We start from the raw sequence: 24,172 nt of genomic DNA, 5'->3' as shown, positions 1-24,172 counted from the left end.
ATTTTTTATAAAGTAGATAATAGTTTATGGAGAAACTATATGTTTATTCTTTAATTAAACTTCTAGAAATAACTATTTTTTGAATTTCTGAAGTGCCTTCATAAATCTGTGTGATTTTGGCGTCGCGCATTAGACGTTCAACATGGTATTCTTTTACAAACCCATTACCTCCGTGTATTTGAACTGCTTCTACGGTGTGTTCCATAGCTACTTTAGAGGCGTATAGTTTAGCCATGGCGCTAGATTTGTCATAATTTTTGCCTTGATCTTTATCCCAAGCGGCTTTCATAACTAGCATTCTTGCAGCTTCAATATCAGTATACATATCGGCTAATTTGAATGCAATGGCTTGATGGTTACATATTTCGGTTCCAAAAGCTTTTCGCTCTTTAGAGTATTTTAAAGCTAACTCGTAAGCACCAGAAGCTATACCTAAAGCTTGTGCTGCTATACCAATTCGTCCACCAGAAAGTGTTTTCATAGCAAAACGGAAACCAGAACCGTTTACACCTATTCTATTTTCTTTTGGCACTTTAACATCGTTAAATTGGAGTGTATGTGTATCACTTCCACGAATACCTAATTTATCTTCTTTGGGGCCAATATCAAAACCTTTAGTGCCTTTTTCAACAATGAATGCGTTGATGCCATGAGATCCTTTATCTCTGTCGGTTTGTGCAATAACTAAGTAAACATCAGCACGACCACCACTAGTAATCCAGTTTTTTGTGCCATTTATAATATAATGGTCGCCTTTGTCAATTGCAGTTGTACGCTGCGATGTGGCATCACTACCAGCTTCTGGTTCGCTTAAACAAAATGCACCAACAAATTCTCCTGTTGCTAACTTTGTTAAATATTTTTGTTTTTGATCTTCTGATCCATATGCCTCTAAACCATAGCAAACTAATGAATTGTTAACTGAAACAATTACTGAAGCTGAAGCATCAATTTTAGAAAGTTCTTCCATAATTAGAACATAAGAAATGGCATCCATTCCACTTCCTCCATATTTTGGGTCAACCATAATTCCTAGAAAACCTAAATCACCCATTTTTTTAACGAGTTCTTTAGGAAACTCCTGTTTGTTATCACGTTCTATAACACCAGGGAGTAATTCTGTTCTGGCAAAATCGCGAGCTGCATCGCGAATCATTATATGTTCTTCTGAAAGATTAAAATTCATAATTCGTAATTAAAATGTTGTTTTGGTAAAAAATGTTTACAAATATAGCTTTTTAGTGTGAATTCTTAAAAATTAAGTACTGATATTACGTGTTGAATCTTTTCATTTATTTATACAAGATTATTACTTTTACTTTCTATGTCAAAATCAAAATATAGTGTTATTGGAGTGATGTCTGGAACATCATTAGATGGAATAGACCTAGTATATGCTAATTTTTATTATGATGAGGTTTGGGGTTTTGAGATTGTTTATGCTGAAACCATTAAATATGATGCAAAATGGTTTAATATTTTAAAGCGTTTAGTTTCTTTTTCTTTTGAAGAATTAAAAAACATTGATGCTAACTATACTGAATATCTAGCTAATGTAATAAAGGGTTTTATTAATAAAAACCAAATAAAACATATTGATGCTGTATGCTCACATGGACACACAGCATTGCATCAACCAGAAAACAAATTAACTTATCAAATAGGAAATAGACCTTTATTGGCAAAAATATTAAATGAAAAAGTAGTTTGTGATTTTAGAGTTCAAGACGTTGAACATGGTGGACAAGGAGCTCCTTTAGTTCCCATTGGTGATGAACTGTTGTTTTCTGAATACGATTTTTGTTTGAACTTGGGCGGATTTGCTAATATTTCAATGCATTTAAATAATGAAAGAATTGCCTATGATATTTGCCCTGTTAATATTGTAATGAATCATTATGTGAATAAGTTGGGATTCGATTATGATGATAGAGGTGGAATTGCATCAACTGGAACTATTAATGAAAACTTGCTTAATCAATTAAATAAGCTAGATTTTTACAAAGAAAACTACCCAAAATCTTTAGGTTTAGAATGGGTGAATCGAAATGTTTTTCCAATAATAAATAATTTTCAACTTGAAACAAAAACTGTTTTAAGAACCTTTCTGGAACATATTGCATATCAAATAGCTTCAGAAATAAAAAAGATAGAAAAGGCTACAGTTTTGATTACTGGTGGTGGGGTCTATAACACATTTTTAATAGAAAGAATAAAGCATTTATCAAACACTGAAATAATTATCCCATCAAATAATATTGTAGAATTTAAAGAAGCATTAATTTTTGGTTTTTTAGGGGTTTTAAAAATAAGAAACGAAGTTAATTGTTTAAAAAGCGTTACTGGCGCTTCTAAAGATCATAGTTCTGGTAGGATATATCTTCCTTAAAATTCATGATAAATTAATAACAAAAGGTTTTTAGTTTTTTATATTTGTTATATTAATAATTTAAATTTTTTTCCAATGACTCAATTATAACTTCACTTAAACTTACCTCCGGATAAATTATAAGAAAGCTATACAAACGAATCAACAAGAAAAAATGAAAGAATTATTAAAAAAATACGAAAATAAAACACCAGAAATTGTCTTTAATTGGAAAGATTCTGAAACAGAAGCTGAAGGTTGGGTGGTAATAAACTCTCTTCGTGGAGGTGCTGCAGGTGGAGGAACAAGAATGCGTAAAGGACTTGATATGAATGAAGTTTTATCTCTAGCAAAAACTATGGAAATCAAGTTTACGGTTTCTGGTCCTGCTATTGGTGGCGCTAAATCTGGAATCAATTTTGATCCCAAAGATCCAAGAAAAAAAGGCGTTCTAGAGCGTTGGTATGGAGCTGTTTCACCGTTACTAAAAAGTTACTACGGAACAGGTGGTGATTTAAACGTAGATGAAATTCACGAGGTTATTCCTATAACTGAAGAAAGTGGTGTTTGGCATCCGCAAGAAGGTGTTTTTAATGGGCATTTTAAACCCACTGAAGCTGATAAAATAAACAGAATTGGGCAGTTACGCCAGGGGGTTATTAAGGTTATTGAAAATCCTGATTTTTCACCAAGTGTATCTAAAAAATATACTATAGCAGATATGATTACGGGCTTTGGGGTTGCCGAAGCTGTAAAGCAATATTATAATATTTATGGAGGCGATGTAAAAGGGAAACGAGCAGTTGTTCAAGGTTTTGGGAACGTAGGAGCCGCAGCAGCTTTCTATTTATCTCAAATGGGAGCAAAAATTGTTGGAATTATTGATATTGCTGGAGGTCTGATTAATGAAGATGGATTTACTTTCGAAGAAATCACTGAATTATTTTTAGCCAAAACAGGAAATACATTAATAGCAGACAATTTAATACCTTTTGAAGAGATAAATAAAAACATTTGGGCTCTAAAAACCGAAATTTTCGCACCATGTGCGGCATCTAGACTTATTACTATTCATCAAATAGATGAAATGATTGATAGCGGTCTAGAAATTATATCTTGTGGTGCTAACGTTCCTTTTGCAGATAAAGAGATTTTCTTTGGTCCAATTATGGAACATACCGATTATAAAGTAAGTTTAATACCAGATTTTATTTCAAATTGTGGAATGGCCAGAGTTTTTGCGTATTTTATGGAGCGCAAAGTACAAATGACTGATGAAGCCATTTTTAAAGACACATCAAATATAATCAGACAAGCTTTAGAAAAAGTTCACAATAAAAATAAATCAAAAACTGAGATCAGTGCTACAGCATTTGAAATAGCACTAAACCAACTTTTATAACCAATTTATAATATGGAAACAGCAATTATTTTAGTATTCGTCATGGGCTATTTAGCCATTACTTTAGAGCATAGTATAAAAATTGACAAACTTATTCCGGCACTAGTCATGATGGCTATTTGTTGGGCTTTAATTGCTTTGGGGTTGGATGCTTTTCCACAGTGGTTTGATTCTGGAAAACACGCACTCTTAGAAAATTTTGGATTGCTTGGACACGAAGAAAAAGTGCATATGATGGAGGAAACATTGCTCCACCATTTAGGTAAAACTTCTGAGATTTTAGTGTTTCTTTTAGGAGCTATGACTATTGTTGAAATTATTGATTATTTCGACGGTTTCGCAACTATAAAAAACTTTATAAAAACAAAAAAGAAAAGTAAAATTCTTTGGATTTTCGCCATACTAGCCTTCATTTTATCAGCTATAATAGATAATCTTACAGCTACTATAGTTTTAATTTCAATTCTTCAAAAAATTGTAAAAGATAGAAATGTTCGTATTTGGTACGCAGGTTTAATAATTATTGCTGCAAACGCTGGTGGTGCTTGGTCTCCAATTGGAGATGTTACAACAACCATGCTTTGGATTGGTAAAAAAGTAACTACAGGACATTTAATAGGTTACCTATTATTACCATCATTTTTATGTATGGCAGTACCAACGTTAATAGCTTCATTCTTACCTGCTTTCAAAGGTGATTTGCAAATGGAAGAAAGTGACAATAAGCCAAAATCTAGGTTCAGTGCAACCATGTTATATTTAGGCTTAGGTGCTATAGTATTTGTGCCAATTTTCAAGATGGTAACTCATTTACCACCTTACGTGGGTATGATGTTGTCTTTAGGTATTGTTGCAACATTTGCTGAGATATACAGTAGTTCTAAATTTAGTATGTCAAGTCACGATTCAGAAGAGAGTGACGCTCACGCTCACCATAGTCCAGTACATAGTGCTTTAGCAAAAATCGAATTACCAAGTATTCTATTTTTTTTAGGTATTTTAATGGCAGTTGCCGCTTTAGAATCTCTGGGTATTCTATTCAATTTCGCAACTTCATTGCAAGATTCTATGCCTCAATTAGGTACAGAAATACACTCTGGAGGAGTTTCAGATTTAGTAGTTTTATTACTCGGTGTTGGTTCTGCGGTAATTGATAATGTGCCACTAGTTGCAGCTAGTTTAGGTATGTTCTCAGAGCCTATAGATCACGAGCTATGGCACTTTATAGCCTTTTCTGCAGGTACAGGTGGTAGTATGTTAATCATTGGTTCTGCTGCGGGCGTAGTTGCTATGGGTATGGAAAAAATAGATTTCTTTTGGTACTTAAAAAAAATCGCTTGGTTAGCGCTTGTAGGTTTCCTTGTAGGCTCTGCGGCGTTTATGGTTACCAGAACCATGTTTTAAAATTTAAATAAAAGTTATTTGGGCGTTACCCAAGGGTCGGGCTTTACGTTGCAAGTCCTCGCACCTCTCCCGATAGCTATCGGGATCGGACTGTGGGCTTTCCACTGCAATCCCTAACGCAAATCCAGATTCTATCTAGAGTTTTAACAAAATATCATGTTTACGGTGCATATTAAATTATCCATTATACTTTAATAAAAAACGAAACGTTATACATTTGCAATAAATTATTAATATATGCTAAATACATTATTACAAAACACTCAAGAAGGAACAGAAGTTCTTACTGATGTTGAATCTGTTGAAAAAACACTTTCAATTATAGAATTAATAAGTAGCGGAGGTCTTGCAGGACAACTCATTATCGCTGTATTATTTTTACTGCTAGTAGGTGCTATTTATATCTATTTCGAACGCATTTTCGCTATAAAAGCAGCATCAAAAGTAGATGCTAATTTCATGAATCAAATTAAAGACCATGTTAGTAATGGTAAAATAGATTCTGCTCAAATGCTATGTGCACAACAAAATTCGCCTGTATCAAGATTAATTGGTAAAGGGATTTCTAGAATAGGAAAACCATTAGCAGATATCAATACAGCTATTGAAAACGCAGGTCGTTTAGAAATTTACGGACTAGAAAAAAACGTTAGTATTCTAGCAACCATTTCAGGAGCAGCACCAATGATAGGATTCCTTGGTACGGTAATTGGAATGATATTAGCAATATTCGAATTAGCAAACGCAGGAGGCACCATTCAGATGGATGTCTTAGCAAGTGGCTTATATACAGCTATGACAACCACAGTTGCAGGTTTAATTGTAGGTATTGTGGCTTATATGGCATACAATCACTTGGTAGTAAAAACTGATAAAGTGGTGTATCAAATGGAAGCTAATTCATTAGAATTTTTAGATCACTTAAACGAGCCAACGTAGTATGAATTTTAGAGGAAGAAATAAGGTTACACCAGAATTCAATATGTCTTCTATGACGGATATTGTATTCTTGTTACTTATCTTTTTTATGATTGCTTCTACATTAGTTACCACAAATGCTATTGATATTTTATTACCCAAAGCAAGTGGTAAAACAGAAAATAAAAAGTCTGTTGCAGTAAGCATAAAGAAAGATTTAACCTATTACATAGATCAAAAGCGTGTTGGTGTTAGTGTTTTAGAGAATGAGTTATTGGCAGCATTATCATCTCAAGAAAAACCAACAATTGTATTAAGGGCCGAAAAATCAGTACCTGTTGAAAACGTAGTTAAAGTGATGGACATCGCTAACAGAAATAAATTTAAAGTTATTTTAGCGGTAAAACCAAAGTAGTATGAAAAAGTACTTTAAAACAAAACACGAGAGAAACTCAGCAAAATTAACAGGGCTTATAGCTGTTATTTTGTTGCTTTTGTTGTTTGTAGTAGGTACAACATATATGGATCCGCCAGAAGAGTACGGTGTAGCTGTAAATTTTGGTAATTCGAATTTTGGAAAAGGGAATGTTCAACCTAAAGCACCAGTTAAATCTGAGCCTCGAAAGGTTGAAGAACCACCACAACCAGAAGCGTCAAAATCTGAGCCAGAACCAGCAAAATCTACAGAAGCTAAAGAAGAGGTTTTAACTGCTGATAACGCTGAAGAAATAGCTATAAAAAAGCAAAAGCAAGCTGAAGCTAGAGCAAAAGCTGTTGCAGAAGCGAAAGCGAAAGCAGAAGCAGATAGAATTGCTAAAGAAAAGCGAGAACAAGAAGAAAAAAAGAAAAAACTGGATGCCTTAATTGGAGGTGTAAGTAAATCTGAAGGTACCGAAAGTGGGAGTCAAGGCAACGATAATAAAGCTGGCGATAAAGGACAGTTAGATGGTAACTCATATGCGCCTAGTTATTTTGGCGGACAAGGTACAGGTAGTGGAGGTGTTGGATATGGTTTAAACGGAAGAGGTAAAGCATCTTTTAAAAGATTAAAACAAGATTGTAACGAATCAGGAATGGTTATCGTTAAAATTGTGGTAAATCAAAGTGGAAATGTTGTTGAAGCTACTCCTGGAGTTCGTGGTACAACAAATACCGCACAATGCTTATTAGAACCAGCAAAAAAAATTGCCATGTCTCATAAATGGCCATCAGATTCCAAAGCACCAACACGTCAAATTGGATTTGTTAGTGTTAATTTCAAATTAAGTCAATAGTAAATGACCTATCAAGATACGCTCAATTGGATGTTTTCTCAACTGCCAATGTATCAACGCCAAGGCAAAATAGCTTTTAAAAAAGATTTATCTAATACTATAAAGCTAGCTTCGCATTTAAAAAATCCAGAAAATACATTTAATACAGTTCATGTTGCAGGAACTAATGGTAAGGGGTCTACAAGTCACATGTTAGCATCTGTTTTACAAGAAGCAGGCTATAAAGTTGGATTGTACACGTCTCCACATTTAAAAGATTTTAGAGAACGTATTAAAATCAATGGAGAAGAAGTAAGTAAGCAATTTGTTATTGGGTTTATAAAGCGTAATAAACCTTTTTTTGAAAAGAACAAGCTGTCTTTCTTTGAAATGACTGTAGGAATGGCATTTGATTATTTTGCTAAACAAAAGGTTGATATTGCTGTTATTGAAGTTGGTTTGGGAGGTCGATTAGATTCTACAAATATTATAACACCTAAAGTTTCAGTAATTACAAACATAGGATTAGATCATACACAGTTCTTAGGCGATACCTTAGAACTTATTGCTTTCGAAAAAGGCGGAATTATAAAACCAAATGTTCCAGTAGTTATTGGAGAAACTCAAGATGAAACAACCCACGTTTTTAAGACTCTAGCTGAAAAGAATAAAACAGAACTTGTATTTGCAGATAAAGTTATTAAAGAACATTACAAATCAGATTTAGTTGGTACTTATCAATCAAAGAATATAAAAACTACTATTCAATCAATAAAAGAGCTTCGAAAACAAGGTTTTAGTATATCTGATGAAAACTTAAAAGTTGGGCTTTTAAGCGTTATTAAAAACACATGTTTGTTAGGGCGTTGGCAAATTCTGAATGACAAACCAAAAGTAGTTTGCGATACAGGGCATAATAGGGAAGGGCTAACCTATGTAATGCAACAGCTTAAAAATGAAAAATTTGATTCGTTGCATATGGTCTTTGGGGTAGTAAGTGATAAGGATTTAAGATCTATAGTTGACTTATTGCCAAAAGAAGCGACATACTATTTTTGCAAACCTAATATTTCAAGAGGTTTAGATGCTAAAGTATTAAGGGAAAAGTTTTCTGAGTATAATTTAAAAGGAAGTGATTATAAATCTGTAAGTGAAGCTTACAAAACAGCATTAAATACGGCTAGTAAAGACGATTTTATTTTTGTTGGAGGTAGTACATTTGTTGTAGCTGAAATAATTTAAATTTTTATTGAAAAAGTTTTTGCAATATTAAAAACTAGGTTATATTTGCAGTCCAATTTAGAGGGCATCAAGCTCGGTTAGTTCTGAGCATCCCGATTTACTATCGGGAGGGTCAAAAAAGGTATCGAATCCTTTTAAAAAATATTCGGGCGCGTAGCTCAGTTGGTTCAGAGCACTTGGTTTACACCCAAGGGGTCAGGGGTTCGAATCCCTTCGCGCCCACAGAAAATCCCAAAGTTTTTTACTTTGGGATTTTTTATTTAAACCTATTTCAGTAATGTCTTACTATGTTTACATTCTTTATTCTTCAAAGCTAAATAAATATTATGTAGGTTCTTCTGAGGATGTAAATATTAGGTTAGATAAGCATTTGCAAAGCCATAAAGGCTTTACAGGAAAAGCAAAAGATTGGGTTTTAAAATATACAGAGACGTATGATTCTAAAAGTGAATCAATAAGGCGAGAATTTCAGATAAAAAAATGGAAAAGTAGAAAGATGATTGAAAGTCTCATTGAAAAATCTGATAGCTCAGGTTAGAGCATCCCGATTTTCATCGGGAGGGTCAGGGGTTCGAATCCCTTCGCGCCCACAAAAAATCCTAAAGTTTTACTTTAGGATTTTTTTATACTCAATAACTAAACATACTATTCAGATTTTTTTTCTATTTTTAAAGAAATCTCTCGTACATGGATAAAAGTCGCATTAAAGATACTTACAAAGAAATATTTAAATCTCACGACAATCCATCACTCAAAAAACATATCGAAAAAATAATAGAGCTAGATACTTATTTACCTTATAGTTCTACATTTTTCTGTATAACAAACACGCAAAATCTATCTTTTGAATATATCAGTAAAAACATGAGTGCCTGTCTTGGTATAGATCGTAATGAATTAGATATAAAAGGGATGCGTTACTTATGGAGTAGAATGCATCCAGATGATTTGGATATATGGTTAAAGGCGTTAAATGAACTCATGAATTTTACACTAACGGAGATTTCTGTTTCAGATAGGAGTCTTATGAGCTATACTTGGAATTATAGGCTTAAAGACGGCAAGGGAAACTACGTTAATATAGTTCAGAATACAACACCTTTAGAGTTTGATAGTGAGAATAAACCCATTATAGGTTTAGCACACTACACGGTACTTTCTACAAATGTTGAGATGCAAATATGCGCTTCAGCTAAGTTATTGAATAAAAAGAATGAATACGAAACTGTTTATTTTAATAACTTTTCACAAAAATTACTGTCAACAGGTATAAGTAATAGAGAACGAGATGTTATAAGACTATTAGTTTTGAATTATTCTAGTAAAGAAATTGCTGAAAAACTTAATATAGCAGCAAATACTGTTGATACGCATAGAAGAAATATACTTAAGAAACTAAATATATCTTCTACAGGAGAACTTATAGGAATGCTGAAAATAAACAAAAATCTCATTTAAAATGTTTAAATACTCAATTTGAGTATTGCGTTAATGGAATTTATTGTGCATCTTTACAGTGCTATTAATTAGTTCTTAGGGAGAATTATATTAAATAAAGTGTTGGTTTAATTTAAACTGACACTTTTTTTGTTTATTATAATAAATCTAATAAGCGTTCTAATGCCATACCTCTAGAACCCTTAATTAATAATGTTCTATTATTTATTTTTGAAAAATCAAAATCATTTTTAAAATAGTCGAAAGATTTAAATTGTTTAGCCTTATTTGATTTTGTTCGATAAAAATTTTCTCCAATTAAAATAATTTCATCAATATCAAGAGATAAAGCTAAATCAGTAATATTCTGATGTTCTAATTTAGCGTTTTCACCAAGTTCAAACATATCGCCAAGAATAGCTGTTTTTTTTCCTGATTGCTTTTCAAAATTTAATAGTGCAGCATGCATACTACTTGGGTTAGCATTATATGCATCAAGAATTATCTTGTTTGTAGCTTTCTCTATAATTTGAGAACGATTATTTGTTGGGATATAACTTTCTATAGCTCGTTTTATAGCAGAATCATCAATTTTAAAATATTTACCGATTGTTATAGCAATAGCAATATTGTTAAAATTATAATCACCTATAAGTTGACTTTGAATTTCTATATTATTGAATGAACATTTAACAAAAGGTTTTGCTTCAATAAAATTAATCGTAACATCACATTGGTTAATTTGGTTTCCAAAAGTATATATATTAGCATTTTCTGTTTTTTTAACCTGAATTGGGTCATTAGCGTTAACGAAAATGTGTTTCTTCTCAAAAATTAAATAATCATACATTTCGCTTTTTCCTTTAATTACACCTTCAACTCCACCAAAACCTTCTAAATGAGCTTTTCCAAAGTTTGTTATGTATCCATAATCTGGTTTTGCTACACTACATAAAAATTCAATTTCTTTTTGATGATTAGCGCCCATTTCTACAATGCCAATTTCGGTTTCATTTGTTAGAGATAATAAAGTTAACGGAACGCCTATGTGATTGTTTAAGTTGCCTATTGTAGCAGTCGTGATATATTTTTCAGATAGGACAGAATTTATTAATTCTTTCGTAGTTGTTTTACCATTACTACCTGTAAGAGCAATAATAGGCTTGTTTAAATAATCTCTATGAAATGTAGCTAATGTTTGCAGTGTTTCTAAAACGTTATCTACTAAAATAGTTTGAGCAGAATTATTAAATTCAGCTTCATCTACTATGGCGTATTTAGCACCATTATTTAATGCGACTTCAGCATATTTATTACCATTAAAATTTTCGCCTTTAAGAGCGAAAAACATATCATCTTTAACAATTTTTCTTGTATCAGTTGATACTGAATGACACTCTAGGAAGAGTTTATGGAGCTTTTCTGTTTTCAAAAATTAAATTTTTTTTTATGAAAATAAAAGTATAAAAAAAGGTTCTAACCATGGTTAGAACCTTTAATATATTTTAGAACCTTAAATTTAGTTCTTCTTTTTACCTTTTCCTTTACTTTTTGATCCAACTCTAGACATTGCACATCTAAAACCAATATAGTCTGTTGCCATATCTTGCGGGAAGTAACGTCTTTGAGCAGGGTCTAACCAGTACTCTCTGTCTTTCCAAGAACCACCTTTGTAAACTCTTACTTCATCATTTATTAAAGATGTTCTGTTATTTCTCTTGTCATATTCTCTAACAATATTTCCTAAAGAATCTCTAGTAATATTATGTTTTGGTGAGTTGTACATTTTTCTAGTTGAAGATTCTTCTCCTTCTACTTCTTCATCATCATTAAAGCTTTCAAAATAACGCGAAGAACGTTTGTCTCCATCTCTAAAGTTAATCTGGTTGCTTTTATCAAAGTTGGTACGTAGATAGGTTTCGTTTTCATCAACAGGTACTTGTAAAATTTCACCTGGTAAGTTTCTTGCAACTACCTTACCATTAGATAAAGTGTCATAAACAATATCGTCAGATGTTACAACTTTTACGGTACCATCTTCATTTAATGCATTTTTGGTATAAACATTTCCACGGTAGTAGTTAAAATCGTTAAATTCATCATCTACTATAGGTCTGTAAACATCAGCTACCCATTCGGCAACGTTACCAGCCATGTCATATAACCCAAAATCATTAGGGTCATAAGATTTTACAGCGTTTGTAATATCAGCACCATCATCAGACCATCCTGCAATACCACCGTAATCACCTTTTCCTTGTTTAAAATTAGCTAATTGGTCTCCACGTATTTTACGTTTACCAGAACGTGTATATTGTCCATCCCATGGGTATTTTTTTCTACCACGGTATAAATTATAGCTTCTCAATTCGCTTAAACCTAAAGCAGCATATTCCCATTCTGTTTCAGTTGGTAGTCTATATTTTGGTGAGATGATACCAGTTTGACGTGTAGCATATATTCCTGTTTCATTGCCATCAGCATCAACTTGAGTATTTCTTTTTCTACGACCATCTCCGTTGATAATTTCTTCATTACCACCATAAGTTAGCGTAGGTGCATTAATATAAGTATCTGTACTAAAAGTTTGTTCAGAATTTACGTCTGTTAATTTAGCATCACGTTTCAAGTATCCTGCTTTTTCTAAGTTAAACTCGTTTACACGATCTGAACGCCAATTTGCAAATTCAACTGCTTGAATCCAGCTAACTCCAACTACAGGGTATTCACCGTAACCTGGGTGACGTAAGTAGTTGTTTGTCATTACTTCGTTAAAACCTAAACGGTTTCTCCATACTAAAGTATCAGGTAAAGCGCCATGATATATAGCTCTGAAGTTTTCATCTGATGGTGGGTAAACACGCTTGATCCAATCTAAGTACTCCATGTACATAGCATTGGTAACTTCAGTTTCATCCATATAAAAAGACTGTACATGTTGTTGATTAGGACTATTGTTCCAATCATGCATAACATCGTCTTGGACACGTCCTTTTGTAAACGTACCACCTTCTATAAAAACTAAACCTGGAGCAGTTTCTTGTTCTTTAAAATCTGTATTGTACTGGAAACCACCATTTCTGTCGTTGATGTTCCATCCAGTAGCTCTGGAGCTATTTTTTGAACTCGAAGATTTTTTACAACTAGTTGAAGCTACTGTTAGTGCTAAAACTAATAAAACCTTGAATGCTACTATTTTTTTCATATCCATACTTTTAAGTAAGCTAATTAATTTTGGAGCTGCAATATAAGAATTAAACCCAATAACGCAAGCTGTTTTTTGCATTTTAACCAAAAAATAGTGTATTTCGTCCTATTTTTATGCATTACAACGATGATTTTAGCCTTTTAAACCATAGTTTTGTGTTGTATTAACGTGTGTTTTCCTAATTTATTATTGTATTTTTGAAACTGTTTTTAAAATTGTTGTTTTTTTAATAATAACAATGCGTTAACTACGTTATTTTACCAATGAAAAAGAAGATTTTATTTTTACTGTTGATTATTTCGGCAGGAGTGTTTGCACAACAAAAACAATATAATATAGTTTGGGGTGAATCTCAAAAGCTTTCTGGAGATAGTTTTTCTGTGGAAGTTCCTGCATTTAATAAACCTTATTTTAATTACAGTTTGGATGAAGGTATATTGTTTGTAGACCAATGGGAATCTAAAACTGTAATAAATGAGTCTTCAGTTTCTCTCACAAATGTTTTATATCAAACAGTATCTAAAACAGATTTAAAGGACTTGGATGTTAATAAAATACCAGCTAAATTAAGGTATAGCCTAAAAAATTCAACTTCACGAAATAAGACTTATGCATTTTTTCAACTGTCTCCTATAATAAAGGATGAAAATGGCAACTATAAAAAAGTAACTTCTTTTCAAATAAATTATAAAAATGGATCAGATAGTAGGTCTTCATTATTAAAACGGAATAATGGATCAAGAGTCATAACTAATTCAGTATTAAATTCTGGAGAGTGGTTTCGTTTTTATGTTGATACAACTGGAGTTTTTAAGTTGTCTAAAAGTTTTTTACAGCGTTTAGGTGTTCAAGTTAATAGTGTAGACCCTAGAACCATTAAGTTATATGGTCATGGAGGACGAATGATTCCTTATTCAAACGCTATAGCATATCCTTATGATGTTCCAGAAAATGCTATAAAATTTATTGGTGAAGAAGATGGGAGCTTTGATAATAATGATTATTTATTGTTTTATGCTCAAGGCCCTAAAGAATATAACGAAGAAAGTAGAACACATATTAATTGTTACACTGATAAAACATATTATTATATAAATGTAAGCTCTGGTAATGGTAAGCGAATACAGCATTTTAATCAACCAGAAGGTGCTGTTGATATGGTTGTTGATACTTATCAAGATTATTTATTTCATGAAATTGACACCTATAATTTAATATCATTAGGTAGGCGCTGGTTTGGTGATAAATTTGATATAGATAGTTCCAAAAAATTTGAATTTGAATTTCCGGATTTGGTTACATCAGAACCTGTAACTTTAAGAGTTTCTGTAGCTACTGCATCTAGAAGTGATAGTCAAATGAAAGTTAGTGTAAATAATGTTGAGGTTTCTTCATTATTTATAGGTGGAGTTACCACGCCAAGTTTGGCTAATGGAAGAGAGTTTTTCGGAAATGTTGATGTTAACTCTTCAAATATCTCAATAGATTTAGATTTTGATAACTTAGGTAATCCCAGTACTATAGGGTATTTAGATTTTATTGCGATTGAAGCTACACGAAAGTTGAATTTTGATAATAAGCAATTTTTATTTAAAAACAATAATGTAGCTACAGCATCAGGAACTGTTCAATATAATATTGAAAATGCTACTCAGCTATCAGAAATTTGGAATGTAACAGATTTATATAATGTATCAAACTATGAGAATACTGATGAAGCTTCAACTTTAAGTTTTACTGATGTTCTTGGTACTTTAAAAAGTTATGTTGCGGTTTCTTCTTCAGATTATTATACTCCCAAATTTGATTCACAAACAATAATTAATAATCAGAATATAAAAGGAACTATTTTTCAAAATTCACAAGGTAATTTTCAAGATGTTGATTATATAATAGTGACACCAAATAATATGTTTTCAGATGCGGAACGTTTAGCTCAAATCAACAGAAATCAGTATGGTATAAATGTAAAAGTTGTTGGTTTAGATGAAATATATAATGAGTTTAGTTCAGGAAATCAAGATGTTGGAGCTATTAGGAATTTAGTAAAGTATGTTTACGATAATGCAAGCACTCCAGAAAATAGAATAAAATACTTGTGTTTATTCGGAGATGGCTCTTATGATTATAAAGATAGGATTAGAAATAACACAAATATTGTCCCTTCATGGTATTCTTATAACAGTTTTAGTTTAGCAACCTCATTTGTTTCAGATGATTTTTATGGTATGATGGATGATAACGAAGGTACCATGAATTCTAGTGATAAGCTAGATATTGCCGTAGGTAGAATTTTAGCTGATACGCCTCAAAGAGGTAAAGAAATGGTTGATAAAATTGAATCTTACTACATTAAAGAAACCTTTGGTAGTTGGCGTAATAATGTTGTGGTTATTTCTGATGATAATGATGACAAATTAAAAGGCGATTTACAATTTACAACAAATGATATTGGTGATTTGATTTCTCAAGAAAAGCCATTTTTGAATGTTACAAAAATACATTCTGATGCCTTTCAACAAGAATCTTCAGCAGGAGGAAATAGATATCCTATTGTTACTAATGAAATAGTTAACGCAATAGATAACGGTGCATTAGTGATTAATTATTTCGGACACGGAGGAGAAGAAGGTCTTGCAGAAGAACGCATTTTAGTAAAGCCAGATATTGTGGGCTTCCGTAATTTCTGTAAACTAAATTGTTTTGTTACAGTTACTTGTGAATTTACAAGATTTGATAATCCTTTCAGGGAAACGGCAGGAGAGTTTACATTTTGGAATAAAGATACTGGTGCAGTAGGTTTAATTACAACCACAAGACAAGTTTTTGTTAATTTCGGAATTACTTTTAATAGGGAATTAGGTCAATATTTATTTTCATATAGTGATAATGATACCTATGGAGATAATGAATATCCTTCGGCAGCTGAAGCTTTGAGGTTAGCAAAAAATGATCCAGCTGTATCAGGGAATAGCCAGAAAAATTTGGTATTCTACATTGGAGATCCTGCTATGAAATTGGCATTTTCAAAACCAAATATAAGGCTTACAAGAATAAATGACACACCAATAGAAACAGCAACAGATACTCTCAAAGCATTAAGTTATGTTAAGTTGGCAGGTGAAGTAACGGATGAGGCAGGAAATCTTTTAAATAATTATAAAGGTACGTTGTCAACTACCATATATGATAAAGTTATTAATAGACAAACGTTAGCTAATGATGGTATTAGTGATAGTAATGGGGTTATAAAGTTAGACTTTACAACACTTGGAGAAATTATATTTAGAGGGCAGGCTTCTGTTGAAAACGGTCAATTTGAATTTGATTTTGTTGTGCCAAAAGATATTGGAATTCAAGTAGGTTTTGGTAAAGTTAGTTTTTATTCAAAAAACGAAGCTCTAACTCAAGATCAAGCAGGTGCAAATATAAACTCTGTTAGGATTGGAGGCTTAAATGAAAATGCTCCAGAAGATAACACAGGTCCAGTTATAACTTTATATATGAATGATGAAAATTTTGTTACTGGTGGAATTACTAATGAATCACCAACTTTATTAGCTAAAATGGAAGACGCAAATGGTATAAATACAGCTAGTGGAATTGGTCATGATATTGTTGCAATTATTGATGGGGATGAAACTAATCCAGTTGTGCTAAATGATTATTATCAAACAGACGTTGATGATTATACAAAAGGAACTGTGAGTTTCCCTTTCAGAGATTTAGAACCTGGGTTGCATACATTAAGTTTAAAAGCATGGGATGTTTATAATAATTCATCAATATCTGAAATTCAGTTTGTTGTTTTTGATAAAGATCAAAGTTTAGCTATAAATAATGTCTTAAATTACCCTAATCCATTTGTTAATTACACAGAATTTTGGTTTAATCACAATAGTTCAGAACCTTTAGACGTTTCAATACAGATATTCACTGTTTCAGGGAAATTAGTAAGAACCTTGAATGGACAAACTTCTGGAGGTATTAAGGCAACAAGCTCCTTGTCTAGAGATTTAGTTTGGGATGGACGAGATGATTTTGGAGATAAAATAGGAAAAGGAGTTTATATTTATAAGTTAAAAGTACATTCTAACTTGTTAAATAAAACAGTAGAAAAAATAGAAAAACTTGTTATACTTTAATTGATAAGTGTTTGTAATCGAAAATTTTGACATGTTAAAGAAATAAAAAACAAGTCTCAAAATAAAATTTATATTTGCTAACTAAAATAGAATTCATGAAGAATAGAATATTGCTATTAATGGCTTTTGCTTTTATTTTAAAAGTTAATGCTCAAGAAACAATTGTTTTTCCTAATCAAGATAGAAGAGTTATCACAACAGGAGTGCCTTTTTTGTTAATTGCTCCTGATGCTCGTGCAGCTGCAATGGGAGATATGGGTGTAGCTACATCTGTAGATGCTTTTTCTCAACAATGGAATTCCTCTAAATATGCTTTCTCTGAAACTAAATCTGGTATTGGGGTAAGTTATACACCTTACTTAAGTAAGTTAGTAAATGATATTTTTTTAGGAAATGTTACTTACTTTAATAGAATTGATGAACGAAGTGCTTTTGCAGCTAGTTTAAAGTATTTCTCATTAGGAGATATAGAATTTGTAACTGATGAGTTTTCTGAAGCGTTAATACAAAGACCTAATGAGTTAACAATTGATGCATCTTATGCGTTACGTTTAACAGATCAATTTGCAATGTCTGTTGCTATGCGATATCTACGTTCAGATTTAAGGTTAGATGGTGTAGATGGAGATGCTACTCCGGCAAGTACATTTGGTGTGGATATTTCTGGGTATTATCAAAGTGAAGAAGAAGCTTATTCAGATTTTAACGGACGATGGAGAGCAGGATTTGCAATTCAAAATATCGGACCTAAATTCAAATATGATGAAGGAGGACAAGAGAACTTTCAGCCAACCAACTTAAGATTAGGGACAGGGTTTGATTTCATATTTGATGATTACAATAAAATCGGATTAACATTAGAAGTTGCAAAATTATTAGTGCCAACACCACCGGTTTTAGGTTATGTTGATACTGATGGTGATGAAAACCAAGATAGTGATGAACCAACAATAATTGTTGAAGGGAAAGACCCAGATGTAAGCTTTTTATCAGGGATGTTTCAGTCGTTTGGTGATGCACCAGATGGGTTTAGTGAAGAATTAAAAGAATTTACTTGGGCTTTAGGAGCAGAGTATTTATATCAAGATTCTTTTGCTTTTAGAGCTGGTTATTTTAATGAAAGTGAAGATAAAGGCGCTAGAAAATTTTTAGCTTTGGGTGCAGGATTTAAGGCAAATGTGGTTAACATAGATTTATCGTATTTATTTTCAGCCTCAAAAGTACAAAGCCCTTTAGAGAATACATTACGTTTTTCTTTAACGTTCAATATTGGAGCAGGAGAGTATGTTGAATACTAGACAATTCAAAATATATTAAAACAAAAAACTATTGCAATACGCAATAGTTTTTTTGTTTACAGACGTTTCTTATATTTATTGAATACATTTGATTATGAAGGAAATAAAAATTGAGTCCACTCTGTATCTTTTTGAAAGCCTAGAGGTATTACCAGAAGATGTTATTTCATTAATGAGAAGAGCTATTGTAGCTAGAGGACAAGCTTATGCACCTTACTCCAATTTCAATGTAGGTGCTGCAATTCTGTTAGATAATGGAAAAGTTATAACAGGAAATAATCAAGAAAATGCGTCTTACCCATCAGGATTATGTGCCGAACGTACAGCTATTTACTATGCAGGTTCTCAATTTCCTAATGCAAAGATTATTCGTATTGCTATTTCTGCGGGTTCAAAAAGAAATCAAACAACAAAACCAATTCCGCCTTGTGGTGCCTGTAGACAATCTATTGCGGAGTATGAGATAAAGCAAGAGACACCAATAGAGATTTATTTTATGGGAGAAATTGGCGAGGTAGCAAAAGTAAGCTCACTTGCAGATTTATTGCCATTAGGGTTTGATAAATCAGTGCTTTAATCTATACTATAATTTTAATTATTTAAGTATTCATTATAAAAATTAATAATTAGTTAATTGAAGCCGTTTAGAGTCCTTTTTTTCACAATTTTGTTACTTTAATGAGGTTGCGTTTTTGCAATACATCACAATGTATTACTTTTGTATTTCGCGAAATTAAAAACTTAATAGTAGCAGATGCAAAAAATCACAAAAGAGGTATACCTAAAATGGTATGAAGACATGTTATTCTGGAGAAAGTTTGAAGACAAACTAGCTGCAGTTTACATTCAACAAAAAGTAAGAGGGTTTCTTCATTTATATAACGGTCAAGAAGCAGTTTTAGCAGGCGCTTTACATGCGATGGATTTGACAAAAGACAAAATGATTACTGCTTATCGTAACCACGTCCAACCTATAGGTATGGGTGTAGATCCAAAACGTGTTATGGCAGAGTTATATGGAAAAGCAACTGGAACTTCCAAAGGTATGGGAGGTTCAATGCATATATTTTCTAAAGAACACCGTTTTTATGGTGGTCATGGTATTGTTGGAGGTCAAATTCCTTTAGGAGCTGGTATTGCTTTTGGAGATAAATATCACGATAAAGATGCTGTAACTCTTTGTTGTTTTGGTGATGGTGCTGCTAGACAAGGTTCTTTACATGAAACGTTTAATTTAGCAATGCTTTGGAATTTACCAGTAGTATTTGTTTGTGAAAATAACGGATATGCTATGGGTACCTCAGTTGAGCGTACTGCAAATCATGATGATATTTGGAAATTAGGTTTAGGTTATGAAATGCCATGTGGACCTGTTGACGGGATGAATCCTGTAAAAGTGGCTGAAGCTTTTGATGAAGCTATCCAAAGAGCAAGAAAAGGTGGCGGACCAACATTTTTAGAATTAAAAACATACCGTTACCGAGGGCATTCAATGAGTGATGCTCAACATTATAGAACTAAAGATGAAGTTGAAGAATACAAGAAAATAGATCCTATTACTCAAGTGAAGGATATAATTCTTGAAAAGAAATATGCTTCTGAAGACGATATTAAAGCAATTGATAAAAGTGTTAAAGATCGTGTTGCTGAATGTGAGAAGTTTGCAGACGAATCTCCATATCCTGAAAAGCAACAACTTTATGATATGGTTTATGAGCAAGAAGATTATCCATTTATTCAACACAAATTATAAGATATGGCAATAGTAGTAAACATGCCGCGATTAAGCGACACAATGGAAGAAGGAACCGTTGCTGCTTGGTTAAAAAAAGTAGGCGATAAGATTGAAGAAGGCGATATTTTAGCAGAAATAGAAACTGATAAAGCTACTATGGAGTTTGAATCTTTCAATGAAGGAACATTGCTTCATATTGGAGTTCAAGAAGGAGAAACTACAAAAGTAGATGAGCTATTAGCCATTATTGGTGATGAAGGTGAAGATATCTCTGGTATTTTAAGTGGAGGTGGTAGTGCTTCCACGGAAGCGAAAGAAGATAATAAAGAAGAAGTTGCTGAGTCAAGTTCAGAAGAAGCTTCTGTTGCTGACGATGCACCAGCTGCATCTGCTGATTTACCAGAAGGCGTTATAGTTGTAACCATGCCACGTTTAAGTGATACCATGGAAGAAGGTACCGTAGCAACTTGGTTAAAAAAGGTTGGTGATACAGTTGAAGAAGGTGATATTTTAGCCGAAATAGAAACGGATAAAGCGACTATGGAATTTGAATCATTCCAATCTGGTACTTTATTAGAAATAGGGTTACAAGAAGGTGAATCTGCAAAAGTAGATGCGTTATTAGCAATTATTGGTCCTGCAGGAACAGATGTTTCTGGAGCTGCTGCTAATTTTTCGGTATCATCTGCACCAGCAAAAAATGAAGCACCTAAAGTTGAAGCTAAGGTAGAAGCTCCAAAAGCTACTCCAGCTAAAACGGAAACAAAATCAAAAGCACCAGCACCAACTCCAGTAACAGAAAATGGACGTGTATATGTGTCGCCTTTAGCTAAAAAATTAGCAGAGGAAAAAGGTATTAACTTAACTAAAGTTCAAGGTTCTGGAGAAAACGGACGTATTGTTAAACGTGATATAGAAAATTACGAACCAGTAGCAGGAGCAGCAGCGGTTGGTAAGTTTGTACCATCTGGACAAGAAGATTTTGATGATGTTGATAACTCGCAAATGCGTAAAGCTATTGCAAAAGCTTTAACAAATTCTAAATTCTCTGCGCCACATTATTATTTAAGTGTTGAGTTTGATATGGAAAATGCTATGGCATTCCGTACACAGTTTAACTCGATTCCAGATACTAAAATTTCTTATAACGATATTATAGTTAAAGCATGTGCATTGGCTTTAAAACAACATCCTCAAGTAAACTCACAATGGTTTGCAGATAAAATGCGTTTGAATAATCATGTGCATGTTGGAGTTGCTGTTGCTGTTCCTGATGGATTAGTTGTGCCTGTAGTAAGATTTGCCAATGAGCAAACATTACCACAAATAGGAGCTGCTGTAAAAGATTTAGCAGGAAAAGCAAGAAACAAAAAGTTAAAACCAGACGAAATGCAAGGTAGCACGTTTACGGTTTCTAACTTAGGAATGTTTGGTATAGATACATTTACATCGATTATAAATCAACCAAATTCAGCAATTCTTTCTGTTGGAAATATTGTTGAAAAACCAGTGGTTAAAAATGGTCAAATTGTTGTTGGACATACTATGAAATTATCATTAGCTTGTGACCATAGAACAGTTGATGGAGCAACAGGAGCACAATTTCTTCAAACTTTGAAAGGTTATATTGAGAATCCTGTGACGATGTTAGTATAGAATATTTTGTCATTCCTTCGAATGAGGGGATATAACCATACAGTAAAAAACCTGTTTCAATTAATTGAAATAGGTTTTTTTATTTCATCCCTTCCCTTACATATTACTACCCTTTAAGGTAGCTTATTTTTGTTTTAGCTTTTTGTAACTTGGTTTTTTTAATTTTATGATTATTGTTTTCAAAAAATATTGTAGAATAAACCTTTACATTCTTACTGTCTTTTTATTTCTATCTATACCTATTGATGCTCAAAATAAAGAATTTGAGTTAAGAAGTCAATTAAATAGTTCTTCGGATTCAATTAAAATCAAAACTTATTTCAATTTGGCAAACCATTATTATGAGTCTACAGGAAAAGGAGATTCTATGATTGGTTTTGGTAAAAAAATATATAAGTTATCTAAAATTAAAAATGATATTGATAATGAAATTGGAAGTTTAAGACTTATTGGTTCTGGTTATATGATTAACAGGGATTATGATAAAGCTGAGAATTATTTAAATCAAAGTTTAAGTTTAGCTGAGTCTAATAATAATTTAAAAGAACTTGCAGAGACCCATAATAGATTAGGAGGCCTTTATCAAAATACAGATAAGCTAGCTAAAGCCATTAATCATTTGTTAAAGGCTAGTAAATATGCAGAAAAAACATCGGATTTTAAAACTGCTGCCATGGCTTACTATGGTATTTCAGTAATTTATTCAACTCAAAATCAAACTGAAAAGCAGCTGCATTACTTATCAAAGGCTATAAATTTTTGTAGTATTAAAAATGATATTTCACCTTTGGCTAAAAATATTATTTATGGTTCTGCAGCACAACAATATTCTGTTTTAGGGTCTGAACCTGAATATGAAAATTATAAAGACTCTTCACTTGTATATGCGCAAAAAGCTTTAAAAATTTCCAAAGAAAATCAATTGAATCAACGTATACCATCAGATTTGATAGTGTTAAGCTCCCATCATATTAATGTAGGTAATTCTGATTTAGCTCAAAAATATTCAGAAGAAGCGTTAGGTTATACGGAATATATGAAGCAGGATACTAAGCTTAATGTTTTTATGACTTTAGCTCATATTCATAGATCAAAAAATGAAAAAGAATTATGTTATATTTATTTGGATTCGCTTCATAACTTAAAACTAAGAGAACGTCCTTATTATGGTTCAATAATTGAAAAGTATAGGTATACTTCATATAAAACTTTTAATGATTTTGATTTAGCTTTTGAAGCTTTAGATAGTTATTTCGATTTTGAAAATAAAAAGAAAGAAATTGAGCAAAATAAGGCTATAAATGAACTTGAAACCAAATACCAAACTGAACTAAAAGATGCTGAAATAAAGCGATTGTGGACGTTATTAATAATTGCAATAGCCATTATTTTATTAGGAGGATTAATACTAAAAATAACTCAACTTAAAAAAAGCCGTGGAAAAAATCGTGCATTAAAGCGAGCTATCACGCAACAATTAGAATTAGAAAAAGAGCTTATGAATGTACGAAATAATATAGCTCAAGACTTTCATGATGATTTAGGAAATAAGTTAGCTCGAATTTCTTTTTTAACCAGACTGGTTGAAGATGAGTTATCAGAAGCAAATAACGCTGTAAAAGAAAAAGTAATACAGGTAAAAGAAGATACAGTAAGTTTATATGTAGGGACTAAAGACTTTATTTTTTCATTAAAACCAAATAGTGATTATTTGGAAGAAGTAATTACGTATTTATCTGATTTTGCAGAAGATTATTTTGATAAAACTAATATCAATTTCATTTTAGATAAAAATATCAATCTAAATAAAAAGTTACCTCATTATTGGAGTAAACAACTCATTTACATATTCAAAGAAGCGATGACTAATGCTTTCAAATATTCAAAAAGTGATACTTTAATCTTAAAATTTGAGTATGCTAAAGAAGTGCTGAAAATTAGTTGTGAAGATAATGGGGTTGGTATTGAATCTGCTTTGTTAGACTCTAAAAACGGACTATTGAACATGAAAAAAAGAGCTGAAAAAATTGGCGGAAAACTACAGATAATAAGTGTGGAAAATAAAGGAACTACTATTTCTTTTGAGGGTAAAACAGAATAAATAAG

The 24,172-nt window shown here is 32.2% G+C and carries 18 protein-coding genes and 2 tRNA genes; 17 read left to right on the top strand and 3 right to left on the bottom strand.

All coding sequences use genetic code 11. The features are described from left to right. Positions 1–43: 43 nt before the first annotated feature. Positions 44–1,186: an acyl-CoA dehydrogenase gene (locus DIS18_RS02670; RefSeq protein ID WP_109351486.1), complete on the bottom strand. Its 1,143-nt coding sequence runs from the start codon at positions 1,184–1,186 to the stop codon at positions 44–46. 138 nt (positions 1,187–1,324) lie between these two features. On the opposite strand from DIS18_RS02670, the gene DIS18_RS02665 reads away from it, so the two are divergent. From DIS18_RS02665 to DIS18_RS02620, 11 genes are all read left to right on the top strand, one after another. Next, entirely contained in the window at positions 1,325–2,389 is a 1,065-nt protein-coding gene (locus DIS18_RS02665; protein WP_109351485.1) for an anhydro-N-acetylmuramic acid kinase, read from the top strand. A gap of 154 nt (positions 2,390–2,543) precedes the next feature. Next, positions 2,544–3,770 carry a Glu/Leu/Phe/Val dehydrogenase dimerization domain-containing protein gene (locus DIS18_RS02660; protein ID WP_109351484.1) on the top strand — a complete coding sequence of 409 codons (1,227 nt, stop codon included), beginning with the start codon at positions 2,544–2,546 and terminating at the stop codon, positions 3,768–3,770. Between the two features lie 12 nt (positions 3,771–3,782). Next, complete coding sequence (nhaD, locus tag DIS18_RS02655; protein ID WP_109351483.1) at positions 3,783–5,174, top strand: sodium:proton antiporter NhaD; 1,392 nt, start codon at positions 3,783–3,785, stop codon at positions 5,172–5,174. A 237-nt stretch (positions 5,175–5,411) separates the two neighbouring features. Beyond that, positions 5,412–6,113 (top strand): MotA/TolQ/ExbB proton channel family protein, encoded by a 702-nt coding sequence (locus tag DIS18_RS02650; RefSeq protein WP_109351482.1) that lies wholly within the window; start codon positions 5,412–5,414, stop codon positions 6,111–6,113. A 1-nt stretch (position 6,114) separates the two neighbouring features. Beyond that, on the top strand, positions 6,115–6,507 hold the full coding sequence (locus DIS18_RS02645) for an ExbD/TolR family protein (protein WP_109351481.1): 393 nt from the start codon (positions 6,115–6,117) through the stop codon (positions 6,505–6,507). A gap of 1 nt (position 6,508) precedes the next feature. Further along, the gene (locus DIS18_RS02640) at positions 6,509–7,366 is read left to right on the top strand and encodes an energy transducer TonB (RefSeq protein WP_109351480.1); all 858 of its coding nucleotides are present in this window, start codon (positions 6,509–6,511) and stop codon (positions 7,364–7,366) included. Between the two features lie 3 nt (positions 7,367–7,369). Further along, entirely contained in the window at positions 7,370–8,587 is a 1,218-nt protein-coding gene (locus tag DIS18_RS02635; protein ID WP_109351479.1) for a bifunctional folylpolyglutamate synthase/dihydrofolate synthase, read from the top strand. 147 nt (positions 8,588–8,734) lie between these two features. Further along, positions 8,735–8,809: transfer RNA gene (locus DIS18_RS02630), tRNA-Val, on the top strand. Positions 8,810–8,864: 55 nt separating this feature from the next. Continuing rightward, complete coding sequence (locus DIS18_RS02625; protein ID WP_109351478.1) at positions 8,865–9,125, top strand: GIY-YIG nuclease family protein; 261 nt, start codon at positions 8,865–8,867, stop codon at positions 9,123–9,125. Next, positions 9,114–9,177, top strand: a tRNA-Lys gene (locus tag DIS18_RS14900). Before DIS18_RS02625 ends, DIS18_RS14900 begins: the two co-directional genes overlap by 12 nt. Positions 9,178–9,274: 97 nt before the next feature. Next, positions 9,275–10,045, top strand: a complete 771-nt coding sequence (locus DIS18_RS02620; protein WP_109351477.1) for a response regulator transcription factor — start codon at positions 9,275–9,277, stop codon at positions 10,043–10,045. A gap of 136 nt (positions 10,046–10,181) precedes the next feature. On the opposite strand, the gene DIS18_RS02615 is transcribed toward DIS18_RS02620, so the two are convergent. Beyond that, a complete protein-coding gene (locus DIS18_RS02615; RefSeq protein WP_109351476.1) occupies positions 10,182–11,456 on the bottom strand; it encodes a UDP-N-acetylmuramoyl-tripeptide--D-alanyl-D-alanine ligase in 1,275 nt (424 codons plus the stop codon). Between the two features lie 87 nt (positions 11,457–11,543). After that, on the bottom strand, positions 11,544–13,235 hold the full coding sequence (gldJ, locus tag DIS18_RS02610) for a gliding motility lipoprotein GldJ (protein ID WP_181364013.1): 1,692 nt from the start codon (positions 13,233–13,235) through the stop codon (positions 11,544–11,546). A gap of 260 nt (positions 13,236–13,495) precedes the next feature. On the opposite strand from gldJ, the gene porU reads away from it, so the two are divergent. From porU to DIS18_RS02580, 6 genes are all read left to right on the top strand, one after another. After that, positions 13,496–17,377 (top strand): type IX secretion system sortase PorU, encoded by a 3,882-nt coding sequence (gene porU, locus DIS18_RS02605; protein WP_109351475.1) that lies wholly within the window; start codon positions 13,496–13,498, stop codon positions 17,375–17,377. Positions 17,378–17,472: 95 nt separating this feature from the next. Further along, positions 17,473–18,675, top strand: a complete 1,203-nt coding sequence (gene porV / locus DIS18_RS02600; RefSeq protein WP_109351474.1) for a type IX secretion system outer membrane channel protein PorV — start codon at positions 17,473–17,475, stop codon at positions 18,673–18,675. A 94-nt stretch (positions 18,676–18,769) separates the two neighbouring features. Further along, positions 18,770–19,252 (top strand): cytidine deaminase, encoded by a 483-nt coding sequence (gene cdd, locus DIS18_RS02595; protein ID WP_109351473.1) that lies wholly within the window; start codon positions 18,770–18,772, stop codon positions 19,250–19,252. 177 nt (positions 19,253–19,429) lie between these two features. Beyond that, positions 19,430–20,428, top strand: a complete 999-nt coding sequence (pdhA, locus tag DIS18_RS02590; protein WP_109351472.1) for a pyruvate dehydrogenase (acetyl-transferring) E1 component subunit alpha — start codon at positions 19,430–19,432, stop codon at positions 20,426–20,428. Between the two features lie 3 nt (positions 20,429–20,431). After that, the gene (locus DIS18_RS02585) at positions 20,432–22,066 is read left to right on the top strand and encodes a pyruvate dehydrogenase complex dihydrolipoamide acetyltransferase (RefSeq protein ID WP_109351471.1); all 1,635 of its coding nucleotides are present in this window, start codon (positions 20,432–20,434) and stop codon (positions 22,064–22,066) included. A gap of 166 nt (positions 22,067–22,232) precedes the next feature. Next, a complete protein-coding gene (locus tag DIS18_RS02580) occupies positions 22,233–24,167 on the top strand; it encodes a tetratricopeptide repeat-containing sensor histidine kinase (RefSeq protein WP_109351470.1) in 1,935 nt (644 codons plus the stop codon). Positions 24,168–24,172: the final 5 nt, after the last annotated feature.

This window comes from Algibacter marinivivus, assembly GCF_003143755.1.
Lineage (GTDB): Bacteria > Bacteroidota > Bacteroidia > Flavobacteriales > Flavobacteriaceae > Algibacter_B > Algibacter_B marinivivus.
This window is presented reverse-complemented; position numbering and strand designations above follow the sequence as displayed.

Coding starts and splice junctions, on each gene's coding strand:
- gldJ (WP_181364013.1), bottom strand. CDS start 13,235: ATGGATATGAAAAAAATAGTAGCATTCAAGGTTTTATTAGTTTTAGCA.
- DIS18_RS02660 (WP_109351484.1), top strand. CDS start 2,544: ATGAAAGAATTATTAAAAAAATACGAAAATAAAACACCAGAAATTGTC.
- DIS18_RS02670 (WP_109351486.1), bottom strand. CDS start 1,186: ATGAATTTTAATCTTTCAGAAGAACATATAATGATTCGCGATGCAGCT.
- pdhA (WP_109351472.1), top strand. CDS start 19,430: ATGCAAAAAATCACAAAAGAGGTATACCTAAAATGGTATGAAGACATG.
- DIS18_RS02585 (WP_109351471.1), top strand. CDS start 20,432: ATGGCAATAGTAGTAAACATGCCGCGATTAAGCGACACAATGGAAGAA.
- DIS18_RS02645 (WP_109351481.1), top strand. CDS start 6,115: ATGAATTTTAGAGGAAGAAATAAGGTTACACCAGAATTCAATATGTCT.
- DIS18_RS02625 (WP_109351478.1), top strand. CDS start 8,865: ATGTCTTACTATGTTTACATTCTTTATTCTTCAAAGCTAAATAAATAT.
- DIS18_RS02640 (WP_109351480.1), top strand. CDS start 6,509: ATGAAAAAGTACTTTAAAACAAAACACGAGAGAAACTCAGCAAAATTA.
- DIS18_RS02635 (WP_109351479.1), top strand. CDS start 7,370: ATGACCTATCAAGATACGCTCAATTGGATGTTTTCTCAACTGCCAATG.
- DIS18_RS02665 (WP_109351485.1), top strand. CDS start 1,325: ATGTCAAAATCAAAATATAGTGTTATTGGAGTGATGTCTGGAACATCA.
- nhaD (WP_109351483.1), top strand. CDS start 3,783: ATGGAAACAGCAATTATTTTAGTATTCGTCATGGGCTATTTAGCCATT.
- DIS18_RS02620 (WP_109351477.1), top strand. CDS start 9,275: ATGGATAAAAGTCGCATTAAAGATACTTACAAAGAAATATTTAAATCT.
- porU (WP_109351475.1), top strand. CDS start 13,496: ATGAAAAAGAAGATTTTATTTTTACTGTTGATTATTTCGGCAGGAGTG.
- cdd (WP_109351473.1), top strand. CDS start 18,770: ATGAAGGAAATAAAAATTGAGTCCACTCTGTATCTTTTTGAAAGCCTA.
- porV (WP_109351474.1), top strand. CDS start 17,473: ATGAAGAATAGAATATTGCTATTAATGGCTTTTGCTTTTATTTTAAAA.
- DIS18_RS02650 (WP_109351482.1), top strand. CDS start 5,412: ATGCTAAATACATTATTACAAAACACTCAAGAAGGAACAGAAGTTCTT.
- DIS18_RS02580 (WP_109351470.1), top strand. CDS start 22,233: ATGATTATTGTTTTCAAAAAATATTGTAGAATAAACCTTTACATTCTT.